General features: G+C 71.3%; 11 protein-coding genes. 6 read left to right on the forward strand and 5 right to left on the reverse strand.

Annotated elements, in window-relative coordinates:
* Position 1 precedes the first annotated feature (1 nt).
* Positions 2-1,126 carry an ABC transporter ATP-binding protein gene (locus tag IVW53_11845; protein ID MBF6606263.1) on the forward strand — a complete coding sequence of 375 codons (1,125 nt, stop codon included), beginning with the start codon at positions 2-4 and terminating at the stop codon, positions 1,124-1,126.
* Between the two features lie 169 nt (positions 1,127-1,295).
* Here the strand turns inward: IVW53_11845 and IVW53_11850 are convergent, their stop codons facing one another.
* Both IVW53_11850 and IVW53_11855 read right to left on the reverse strand, forming a co-directional pair.
* Positions 1,296-2,534: an MFS transporter gene (locus tag IVW53_11850; protein MBF6606264.1), complete on the reverse strand. Its 1,239-nt coding sequence runs from the start codon at positions 2,532-2,534 to the stop codon at positions 1,296-1,298.
* A 7-nt stretch (positions 2,535-2,541) separates the two neighbouring features.
* Positions 2,542-3,312 carry a hypothetical protein gene (locus IVW53_11855; GenBank protein MBF6606265.1) on the reverse strand — a complete coding sequence of 257 codons (771 nt, stop codon included), beginning with the start codon at positions 3,310-3,312 and terminating at the stop codon, positions 2,542-2,544.
* Positions 3,313-3,489: 177 nt separating this feature from the next.
* Here IVW53_11855 and IVW53_11860 point away from each other — a divergent pair, with 177 nt between their 5' ends.
* Together IVW53_11860 and IVW53_11865 are read left to right on the forward strand one after the other, a co-directional pair.
* Positions 3,490-4,260: a hypothetical protein gene (locus IVW53_11860; protein ID MBF6606266.1), complete on the forward strand. Its 771-nt coding sequence runs from the start codon at positions 3,490-3,492 to the stop codon at positions 4,258-4,260.
* A gap of 9 nt (positions 4,261-4,269) precedes the next feature.
* Positions 4,270-4,482, forward strand: a complete 213-nt coding sequence (locus tag IVW53_11865) for a hypothetical protein (GenBank protein ID MBF6606267.1) — start codon at positions 4,270-4,272, stop codon at positions 4,480-4,482.
* 41 nt (positions 4,483-4,523) lie between these two features.
* Here IVW53_11865 and IVW53_11870 read toward each other — a convergent pair whose 3' ends face one another.
* The 3 genes from IVW53_11870 to IVW53_11880 all read right to left on the reverse strand — a co-directional run bounded on the left by IVW53_11870 (position 4,524) and on the right by IVW53_11880 (position 7,809).
* The gene (locus IVW53_11870; protein ID MBF6606268.1) at positions 4,524-5,372 is read right to left on the reverse strand and encodes a citryl-CoA lyase; all 849 of its coding nucleotides are present in this window, start codon (positions 5,370-5,372) and stop codon (positions 4,524-4,526) included.
* Complete coding sequence (locus IVW53_11875) at positions 5,365-6,594, reverse strand: CoA transferase (GenBank protein MBF6606269.1); 1,230 nt, start codon at positions 6,592-6,594, stop codon at positions 5,365-5,367. Before IVW53_11875 ends, IVW53_11870 begins: the two co-directional genes overlap by 8 nt.
* Positions 6,595-6,732: 138 nt before the next feature.
* Positions 6,733-7,809, reverse strand: a complete 1,077-nt coding sequence (locus IVW53_11880) for an SIS domain-containing protein (GenBank protein ID MBF6606270.1) — start codon at positions 7,807-7,809, stop codon at positions 6,733-6,735.
* Positions 7,810-7,929: 120 nt separating this feature from the next.
* Here IVW53_11880 and IVW53_11885 point away from each other — a divergent pair, with 120 nt between their 5' ends.
* The 3 genes from IVW53_11885 to IVW53_11895 are packed head-to-tail and all read left to right on the forward strand — an operon-like array spanning position 7,930 to position 11,057.
* Positions 7,930-9,300, forward strand: coding sequence for a TrpB-like pyridoxal phosphate-dependent enzyme (locus IVW53_11885; GenBank protein ID MBF6606271.1), 1,371 nt, complete (start codon positions 7,930-7,932; stop codon positions 9,298-9,300).
* 5 nt (positions 9,301-9,305) lie between these two features.
* On the forward strand, positions 9,306-10,052 hold the full coding sequence (gene lipB, locus IVW53_11890) for a lipoyl(octanoyl) transferase LipB (protein MBF6606272.1): 747 nt from the start codon (positions 9,306-9,308) through the stop codon (positions 10,050-10,052).
* 3 nt (positions 10,053-10,055) lie between these two features.
* Positions 10,056-11,057, forward strand: coding sequence for a hypothetical protein (locus IVW53_11895; protein ID MBF6606273.1), 1,002 nt, complete (start codon positions 10,056-10,058; stop codon positions 11,055-11,057).
* The last annotated feature ends 14 nt before the right edge of the window (positions 11,058-11,071 follow it).

An 11,071-nucleotide genomic window follows, 5' to 3' on the forward strand; every position in this document is an offset into this window, starting at 1 on the left:
CGTGGCCCAGGTCCGACTCGAGGGGCTCGGGAAGCGCTTCGATCGCCGGCGGGCCGGCATCGAGGCGGTCGCCGCGCTCGAGCCCACCGACCTGACGATCGACGACGGGCGCTTCGTCGTGTTCGTCGGCCCGTCCGGATCCGGCAAGACGACCGCGCTCAGGATCATCGCCGGGCTGGAGCCGCCGACGACCGGGCGAGTCTTCATCGGCGACCGCGATGTGACGATGCTGCCGCCCCGCGAGCGCGATGTGGCGATGGTCTTCCAGTCCTATGCGCTGTTTCCCCATCTCACCGTCTTCGAGAACCTCGCCTTCGGCCTGCGGCTCGCCGGCCTCCGACCGCCGGAGATCCGGGAACGAGTCGCCGCGGCCGCGGAAGAGCTCGAACTCGAACCGCTCCTCAGCCGGTTCCCCCGTCAGCTGTCCGGGGGTCAGCGGCAGCGCGTCGCGGTGGGACGGGCGATCGTCCGGCAGCCCCAGGTCTACCTCATGGACGAGCCCCTCTCGAACCTTGACGCGAAGCTCCGGGCACAGACGCGGGTGGGATTCCGTCGCCTCCACGAGCGACACCACACGACGACGATCTACGTGACCCACGACCAGACGGAGGCGATGACGCTTGGCGAGACGATCGTCGTCCTCCACGACGGCGTCATCCAGCAGGTGGCGACGCCGGAGGAGCTGTATCGCCATCCGCGGAACGCCTTCGTCGCCCGGTTCATCGGCAGCCCGCCGATGAACCTCCTCGAGGTGGAGGTGCGGGACGGCGCGACCGGTCCGGCCTTCGCCAGCGATCAGATCGATCTGCCGGTACCCACGGGCCGACGGTCGGCCCTTGCCTCTGGTGGTGCGCGCCGGCTCCTGCTCGGCGTCCGACCGGAGGACCTCCACCTCGACGCCGGCTCGAACGGCGACCGGAGCGTCGTCCGCGGCCAGACGGACTTCATCGAGTACCTCGGTCCGAGCACGCTCGTCCACGTCCGGGTGGGCGGCCAGGAACTCGTCGGCAAATTCGCCGGCGAGCCATTCTTCACGCCCGGTTCACCGCTGTCACTGCACCTCGACCTCGCCAACGTGCAGCTCTTCGACCCGGGCACCGGGCTCAACCTCGACGCGAGCGCCTGAGCGAGGGCGCGCGCCCCTGAGCGTGGTGATCCGGGCTCCGGTCGGCGGGAAGGTCCGGACCCACGCGGGAGCGCTCGCCCGAGCACGGGTGCGGCCGGAACATCCCTGCATCCGCGGACAATTCACCGATGAACGACTTCGTGCTGCGCTCGGCTGATCCAGGGCCGGATCACGAAGCGGATTCGAACGAGACCGGCGCGGCGAGCCCGCCGGCTGAGTAGAGGAGCACGGCGAGGGCCCAGAACACGACGGGCACGCCGCCGATCGACGCCATGACGCCGAGCGTCGCGGGGGCGATGAGCTGGCCCACGCGGTTCGCGCTGATCCGCATCGCGAGGGCCGCGCCCTGGCGCCCGGCGATCGCGTCGCGGGCGATCCAGGACATCGTCAGCGGCTGGCCGATGCCGAGTCCGAGACCGGTCCCGACCATGAGGATCGCCATGATCGGCGGGTCGGCGACGAGCGGCAGCGCGGCGAGGCCGAGGCCGGAGATCGCAAGACTGCCCATGAGAAGGCGGCGACGCCCGAGCCGGCGGGCGAGCCGCCCCAGCGCGAGACGCGAGAGCATCGAGGCGCCGGCGCGAACGGAAAGAAGCGCGCCCACGACCGGCCCGGCGATCCCGCGCTGGAGCGCGAGGGCCGGGAGATAGACGCTCAGCGCGTCAGCCGTGACGACGAGCGAGGAGCTGACGAGGAGGACCGGACCCACGCGCCCGAGGCGGGCCCGGCGGGATCCTGCGGGCAGGCCTGCGGGGCCGTCATCCGGACGCCGGCTGGCAGCCGGGGCCGGATGACGCCGATCGTGGAGCCAGATGGCTGCTGCGAGCCCGAGACCGATGAGGCCGGCGCCGCCAGCGACACGGAACGGGCCAACGAGGCTCGCGAGCCCGACCTGACCCTCCCCGATGAGGAGGCCCGCCGTGAGCGGGCCGACGAGCTGGCCGAGCGAGACCGCGACGGTGAACCAGCCGAACGCACCGTCGTAGCTGTGTGGGGCGACACGTCGGGCGATGAGCGCCTGCGCGGCGATCGCGACCTGCACCTGACCGAGACCGAGGACGATCTGGTCGGCCGCCAGACCCGGCACGCTCGCCAGCCACGGTACGAGGAGGCAGGAGATGGCGATGAGGAAGGTTCCACCGGCGAGGAACGGCGCCGCCCCGAACCGATCCATCCATCGCCCGAGCGGGATGGCCGCGACGACGGGCACCAGGGCGAACGCCGACGCGATGACGCCGAGCGCCACGGTGGGAGCGTGGATCGCCAGGGCGGCGTACGAGACCATCGGCCGGGCCGCCGCCACCGCGCCCATCGCGAGGGCACTGACGGCGAGGAGCGCGAAGCTGAGGCGCCGGTCCCTCGCCGGATCTCTGCCAGGTTCGCCGCTGTCGGGCAGTCCAGCTCCCAAATGAGCCTCAGACGCCGCCGTCGATGGCCGACCGTCCGTGGTGGACCGGGAGACCCTCGGCGTCCGGGGCGTCCGCGAGGTCGGGCTCGTCCGGATCCGCCGCATCCTCCCGCGGCCCGGCGGCTACGCGGAGGCCGGCGCTCGAGAGTGAGGTCGCCCGTCGACGGCGGCCGGGTCGGCGGGCGGACCGGCCGGCCGGACTCTCGCGCGACGAGCTCTGCCGTTCGTCGGCCGCCGCCTGGGTCCGGAATACCTGGGCTTCGAAGCCCTCGAGCAGGCGCAGACACCGTTCGAGCCAACCGAGGGCCGCATCACGGTTCGGGGCGCCGAACCAGTCGCGCTGGCTCACTCGCTCGAACCAGCCGACGATCTTCTCGTATTCGATGCGGATCTCCTCCGCCTCCTCGTACGTGAAGTTGCGGCGGAACGTCTCGAACTCGATCTCCTTGGTGAAGTTGATCTCGCAGTTCTCGATGATCTCTTCGTAGTGGCGGGCCGTCTGGTCGACGAACCGCGCCACGAGCTTCTCCGTCTCGACGGCCGGCAGCTGGCGGAGTGGCAGAAGGTGGTACTCGCCCGCCGAGTCGGTGATCTTCTCGAGGAGCGGCTCGAGCTCATGGGCGATCTGCTTGTTCTGGGGGAAGACGGTCACCGATTGCTGGAGGTGGACGGCGCCGAGCTTCTTGAGCATCCGCCAGACGTACACGCGATTCGCGGTCGGACGGGCCGGCATCCGATAGACGAGGAGCATGAAGCGGGTCGGGCGAGTCGTGGGCATGGCGATCTCCGGAAGCGGTCTGGCGACGGGTCGGACGGGTTCCGGGGGCATCATACGGCCCCCTCGTCGTCACTCATCGGACCTTGACCGCCATCGCATCTGACGCCATAATACCTGTGTGGATGTATTAACAGTCACATTCTACTCGGTGACACTCAACGTCGAAGGAGAGCTGCAGTGAATCTTGCGGTCGCCGCCCTGCCGGCGTTCCTCGCCTCGATCGTCGAATTCGTCGAGGCCCTGACCATCGTCCTCGCGGTCGGGGTGACCCGCCAGTGGCGGTCGACCCTCATCGGCGTCGTTGCCGCCGTGCTCGTCCTGTCCGTCCTCGTCGGCGTCTTCGGCACGGCGATCGTCCTCTTCGTCCCGATCGCCGTGCTCCGGCTCGTCATCGGCGGGTTCCTCGTCATCTATGGACTGCAGTGGCTCGTGAAGGCGGTCCTCCGCGCGGCGGGCGCGAAGGCGAAGCACGACGAGGCCGCCATCTACCAGGCGGAGATCGCGGCGATGCGCGACGAGGCCCCGGTCCCCGCCTCGGGCATGGACTGGATCAGCTTCACCGTCGCGTTCAAGGGCGTGCTCCTCGAGGGTCTCGAGGTCGCCTTCATCGTCGTCACGTTCGGGGCCTCGGCGGGCCAGCTCGGCCCCGCGGCACTCGGAGCGACCGTGGCCGGCGTCCTCGTCCTCGTCGTCGGGGCGGCCGTCCATCGCCCGCTCGCCAACGTTCCAGAGAACGGCCTGAAGTTCTCGGTCGGGCTCATGCTCACGACGTTCGGGACCTTCTGGGCCGGCGAGGGGATCGGCATCGTGTGGACCTGGAGCGACGCCACCCTCCTCGCCCTCTTCGCCATCTACCTCGTCGCCTCACTCGCGGCCGTGTGGTACGTCCGGAACCGGATCCTTCCGGCCCGGATCCGCCCGACGATGGCCGCCGCTCTCGACAAGTAGGAGAACCGGGTGCGATATCTCCGGGCCTTCGGGGCCTTCTGGTACGACTTCCTCGTCGGCGACCGGCCGGAGCTCTTCGTGGGCTCGATCGTCGCCCTCGCGCTCGTCTGGCTCGTCATCCGGGCGGGACTCGATGCCGGCGCCGCCGGCTGGCTCCTCACCCTCGTCATCCTCCTCGTGGCCGGTCTCGGCATCCTCACCGCGAGCCGACCGAAGCGCTGAGCCCGGCTGCCCGGCCGAGAGCAGGGTCCGGCCCCGCCGGATCATTCATCGATGGACGGTCCACGGATGGAGGATCTCCGACGGGGCCCTCCATCCACGGTCACGCGAGTCGGAGCGGGTCCGTCGTAGACGAGGCGCGACGGATCGATCGTCCGCATCGGCTGGCCGCGCTCGAGTTCCTCGGCGATGTGGGCGGCGAGGCCCGCGGTGCGTGCAACCACGAAGGTGAAGTCGCCGAGGACGGGCGGCAGTCCGATCGCATCGAGACAGGCCGCGATCGCACCGTCGACGTTGATGGGGATGGGCCGCGACGCTCGTGCGCCGACCGCCCGGGCGAGCGCCTGGACCGCGGCCGGTGCGCCGGCGTCCGGATAGGCCTCCGCGAGGAGTCCGAAGAGTCGCTCGGCGCGGCGATCGAACTCGTGGCTCCGATGGCCGATCCCGGGGACCCGCTGGCCGACGGCTCGGCGGGATGCGACCTCCGCCTCTGCCCAGGCGTCGAACGGTGGGATCGCAGGCCGACCGGCGAGGATCTCCATGAGGCCGGTGACGACGGTCCCGTGCAGGTGGCCGAAGGACAGGATCCCGGCGGCGAGCGCCGATATCGACCCGGATCGGCTCGCCGTCGCAGTCCGAGCGGCGATGGCGGACGGGGCACGGGCACCGTGGTCGATCGCGGCGACGAGGCAGGCTTCGAAGATCCGGGCCGCCCGGTCCTCCGGCTCGTGGCCCAGCCAGAGGAGCAGGATCGTCGCGGCGAACGAGCGGCGGCCGATGAGCTCGTCGACCGGCCGGCCGCGAAGGTAGACGCGCTCCGCATCCGCATCCGTGAGCGCGGACGCCCAGGCGGCGGCCTCGAACGGCCGGCGTGCATCGGCGGGATCAGGCATCGGTCGCCTCCGTAGCGCGGATCGGTCCGGCGAGGTCGCGCCAGCGCGGGTTCGGATCCTCGCCGACCCGTGGACCCAGGCCGCGCACGCGCCCGGGCGTACGGGTGAGCTTCGGCACGATACCCGGCGTGAGGATCGGCTTCTGGAGCCGCGGATCGACGACCTCGACGAGCATGTCCCGCGTCTGGAACTGGGGGTCTGCGACGATGTCGGCGACGCTCGCGATCCGGCTGCACGGGATCCGCGCCGCGCGGACCGCGATCACGACCTCGTCACGCGTGCGACCGACGGTCCAGGCGCCGATCGCCGCATCGAGCTCATTCGCATGACGGACGCGTCCCAGGTTCGTCCCGAGCTCCGCGGACGTCGCGAGATCGGGCCGCCCGATGAGCCCCATGAGCCCAGCGAACAGCCCGTCCGAGTTCGCCCCGATGACGACGTACTCGCCGTCCGAGCAGCGGTAGGCGTTCGTCGGGGCGGAATTGTGGGCGATGTTGCCGGTCCGCTCGCGGATGCGTCCGAAGAGGCTGTACTCGGGAAGGATCCCTTCGAGGAGGCTGAAGACCGCCTCGGAGAGGGCGACGTCCACGACCTGCCCGGCCCCCGACCGGTCGCGCTCGAAGATGGCGACGAGGGCGCCGATGACGCCGTAGAGCGCCGCGATCGAATCGCCGAGGCTCAGGCCGGCGCGGGTCGGCGGCCGGTCGGGCTCGCCGGTCACATAGCGGAGACCGCCGGCCGCCTCGGCGATGGTCCCGAAGCCGGGTTGGTCGCGTAGGGGTCCCGTCTGTCCGAAGCCGGAGATCCGGACGATGACGAGCCGTGGGTTGTCACTCTGGAGCTCGGCCGGATCGAGGCCCCACGCTTCGAGGCGGCCCGGTCGGAAGTTCTCGATCAGGATGTCCGCCTCGCGGGTCAGCTCGCGCACGATGGCCCGTGAGGCCGGATCGTGGAGGTCGAGGGCGAGCGACCGCTTGCCACGGTTCTGGACGAGCGACCACAGCGATCCGGCCCCGTCGACGGACATCCCCCACGCGCGGTGGGGATCGCCTTCCGGTGGCTGCTCGATCTTGAGGACGTCGGCACCGAAATCGGCGAACAGTCGGCCGGCGAACGGTCCGGCGATGAGTGTCCCAAGCTCCAGCACGCGGAGGCCGGCGAGCGGACCGGGATCCGGGGATCCGGGCGACGTCCCGAGGGACTCGTCTGTCGTCCACGTCACGGGTCCGTCTCCATCCTCGTCGCTGCTCGGGTCCGGGCGCGGGCGTCATCACCTGAGGACCCTGTCGCTGATGTTACATGACCGCTCCTGTCACTTCGACAGGTCCGGTCCACCGCGCACGAAGGACGAGCTCCGGGCTCAGCGCGTGAGCGTCACCTTGCGGAGGTTGGGCGGCGTCTCCGGGTCGCGGCCGGATACGAGCGCGAGGTGGTACGCGAAAAGCTGGCACGGGACGATGGCGACGATGGGCGAGAGCCACTCCGGCACGTCGGGCGGAACCGCGATCGAGGTGGCGCCAAGGGATCGGACGGCCGGATCGTCGGAGAGGACGAAGAGGTCGGCGCCCTGTGCCCGCAACCGTCCGAACAGGTCGGCCATGCCCGGCACGGCGGGGCCCTTCGTGGCGACGGCGAGAACGGGGAAGCCCGGCGCCACCACGGCGATCGGCCCGTGCTCGAAGTCGGCTGCCGAGTAGGGATCGGCCGCGACGCCCGCCACCTCCTTGAGCTTGAGCGCCCATTCGCGGGCGGTGGCGTAGTGGTAGCCGCGGGCGAGGACGGCACAGCGGGTCAGTCCGGCCCGCGCCAGCGCGGCCGACACGACCTCGGGCTCGAGGTCGACGGCCGCCTGGAGGGACGCCGGCAGGCGCTCGAGTGCCTCGTCGCGCCAGCCAGGACCGACGCCGTCGTCCGTGCCCCCGACGCCGACGATTCCCACCCTCGCCAGCGCCTCGGACAGAAGCGCGACCGCGACGAGCTCGGCGACATAGGTCTTCGTCGCCGCGACCGCGCGCTCCTCACCGGCGACGAGCGGCACCACGAAGTCCGCTGCTTCGGCGAGCGGTGACGACGGATCGTTCGTGACGGCGAGCGTCAGCGCCCCCTGCCGGCGGCCGTCCTCGACCACGCCGACGACGTCCGGCGATCGACCGGATTGGCTGATCCCCACGACAAGGGCGTTCTCGAGCCGGGGCCCGTGCCCATAGAGCGATGCGAGCGACGGCGCGGCCAACCCCACCGGGAGCCCATTCCGCTCGCCGAGGACGTACTGAGCGTACGTCGCCGCGTGATCGGATGTGCCACGGGCGGCGATCAGGACGAATCCCACGCCGCGGCGCTCGACCGCGCTCGCGAGCTGATCGAGGGGTCGACGTCCCGACTCGAGCAGCCGCCGGACGACGGCCGGCGCCTCGGCGAGCTCCGAACGCATCGTCATCGTGCACCTCCGGTGGGTGTCGCCTCGAGGATCAGGGGCAGGATACGGCGCGCTTGTGCCGTTCGGCGCGGACGTGCCACAGTGGCACCCTCGAGACGGTAGTCGCTGGAGGACGCGGGAATGACCCTGGACCGGACGAAGTACATCCTCGACGAGGATCGGATCCCCCGCGCCTGGTACAACATCGTCGCCGACCTTCCGGTCCCGCCGCCGCCGGTTCTCCATCCCGGTACCGGACAGCCGATCGGGCCGGCCGATCTGGCGCCCCTCTTCCCGATGGCCCTCATCGGCCAGGAGGTGAGCACGGATCGCGAGATCGAGATCCCCGAACCGGTCCGTCAGGCGTATGCCCTGTACCGGCCGTCCCCCCTGTATCGGGCCCACCAGCTCGAGAAGGCCCTCGGGACGCCGGCCCACATCTACTACAAGTACGAGGGCGTGAGCCCGGCCGGGAGCCACAAGCCGAACACGGCGCTCGCGCAGGCCTTCTACAACAGGGACGCCGGCGTGAAGCGCCTCGCCACCGAGACGGGCGCCGGGCAGTGGGGGACCGCGCTCGCCTTCGCCGGTGCCCGGTTCGGCCTCGAAGTCAAGGTCTACATGGTGCGGGCGAGCTACGACCAGAAGCCGTACCGCCGCAACCTCATGGAGGTCTACGGCGCCGAGGTCGTCGCGAGCCCGAGCCCGACGACCGGCTATGGACGACGGGTCCTCGAGGCGACGCCGGACAATCCGGGCTCGCTCGGCATCGCCATCAGCGAGGCGGTCGAGGATGCGGCCTCCCGCGACGACACGAAATACGCGCTCGGCTCGGTCCTCAATCACGTCCTCCTCCATCAGACGGTCATCGGCCAGGAGGCGATCGAGCAGATGGCGCTCGCCGGCGAGGAACCGGACATCGTCATCGGCTGCGCCGGCGGCGGCTCGAACCTCGCCGGGCTGACGTTCCCGTTCATCGGCCGCGGCCTGCGCGGCGGACCGAAGCCGCGGATCATCGCCGTCGAGCCGGAGGCGGCGCCCTCGCTCACCAGGGGTCAGTACCGCTATGACTTCGGCGACACGGGGCAGATGACGCCGCTCGTCAAGATGCACACCCTCGGCCACGACTTCATCCCCGAGCCGATCCACGCCGGTGGTCTCCGCTACCACGGCATGGCGCCGCTTGTCAGTCTCCTCAAGGAGCAGGGCCTCATCGAGGCTCGCGCGGTCCACCAGCGATCGACGTTCGAGGCGGGCGTCCGGTTCGCGCGGGCCGAGGGGATCCTTCCGGCGCCGGAGCCGGCGCACGCGATCCGGGTCGCGATCGACGAGGCCCTCCGCGCTCGCGACGAGGGGCGGCCCACGACGATCCTCTTCAACCTCTGCGGCCACGGCCACTTCGACCTGTCGGCGTACGAGCGGTATCTCTCCGGCTCGCTCGAGGACTTCGAGTATCCGGCCGAGCGTGTCGCCGAGGCCCTGAGGGCACTCGAACCGCTGCCGGTCGGCTGACCGACATGGCGGTGGCGACGGCGTCGACCGCCGTGGGGGCCGGATCGCCTTCGGCCGAGCCGCTCGAGGTGCGCTGGCTCGGCCGGGTGCCGTATCGCGAGGCATGGGCGCTCCAGCATCGACTCCTCGAGGATCGAATCCTCGAGCGGATCCCGGACCAGCTCCTCCTCCTCGAGCACCCGGCCGTCCTCACGCTCGGGCGTGGCGCGGACCCGTTGCACGTGCGCGCCTCACCGGCCGCGCTCGAGGCGCTCGGGATCGAGGTGATCCGCGTCGAACGGGGCGGCGAGGTCACGTATCACGGGCCCGGCCAGCTCGTCGCGTACCCGATCCTCGCCGTCTCGCGCCGCGGACTCCTCATCCGGCCGCTCGTCCGCGCCCTCGAGGCGGCGATGATCGAGACGTGCGCGTCGTTCGGGGTCGTCGCCGGACGGCGCGACGGCCACCCCGGCAGCTGGGTCGCTCCGGAACACACGGAGGCCAGGAAGATCGGGGCGCTCGGGCTACGGATCGAGCGCGGGGTGAGCTATCACGGGATCGCGCTCAACATCGCTCCGAACCTCGCCCACTTCGATCTCATCGATCCGTGCGGGATGCCGGGCGTCGTCTCGACGTCGATCGCGGTCGAGGCGGGCTGGGATGCCGCTGCCCTCGCGCCGGACGCGGTCGCCGCCGAGGTCGCCCGGGCGGGAGCGCGGTTCGCCGATGCGTTCGCCGCCGGCCTTGCGCGGCAGCCCGCTTCGAGCGGCTGACCCATGGCGGCGGGCCTGTTCGAGCTCCGGCGCGATGCGATCACCGGCTGGTGGGTGGCCACAGTCGTCGATCGGGCGTTCCATCGCGATCGGTTCGCCCTCGCTGCCCTGCCGTACGACGACGAAGGGCGTTGCCAGAACTGCGCCGAGCCGTCGGGAGGCGGCATCCGTCTCCGGACGCTCAAGGACTTTGCCTTCAACGTCGTGGGGACTGAAGCGGAGGCGCGTGAGCTCGAAGGCGGCGTCGCCCAGGTCGCCCTCTCGAAGGCGCGGGCCGCCGGAAGCTGGCGGACCGCCATCGCGCCGCCCGACGAGCATCGTCCGCTCCACGCCGTGGACGGCGGGCTTGCCGGCGACCTTCTCCGGGTCTGCCGCGACGCGCTCCGGACCGCCCGCTCCGCCGCCCAGACCGACTACCTCCAGGTCGTTCAGAACTGGGGCGCCCAGGCCGGCGCCCGGACGAACCACCTCTGCCTCGACCTGTACGATCTCCCGCAGGTCCCGCACCGGATCGCCGAGGAGCTCGGCGGCGCGGCCCGTTTCGTCATCCGTGAAGGCGGTTGCCCGTGGTGCCGTCTCGTCGTCGAGGAGCCGGCGCACGGGTTGCGCCTCATCCACGAGGACGAGGCGAGCGTCGCGTTCGCCCCATTCGCGTCCCGGTCGCCGTTCGAGATCTGGGTGGTGCCGCGACGCCACGACGCGGACTTCGGGCGAGCCTCCGACGCCGACCTCGTCGCGACCGCCGCCTCGCTCCAGCGTGTCCTGGGCGACCTCGCCAGACTCGACGGTCCACCGTACAACCTCGTCCTCCACACCGCGCCCCTCCGCGAGCAGGTCGACGGGACGTTCCACTGGCACTGGGAGATCCATCCGCGCCTCCGTGAGATCGCCGGCCTCGAGCTCGGCAGCGGCCTGCCCGTGAACCCGGTGAGCCCGGAGGACGCCGTCGACGAGCTGCTCCGCGCGGCTCGTCGAACGGGAGCGCGCTCCCTCCACGACGGTTGAGGTCCGACCCGCGG

The sequence above is a fragment of the Chloroflexota bacterium genome, from assembly GCA_015478725.1.
In the GTDB taxonomy this organism is placed as follows: Bacteria; Chloroflexota; Limnocylindria; order Limnocylindrales; family CSP1-4; genus C-114.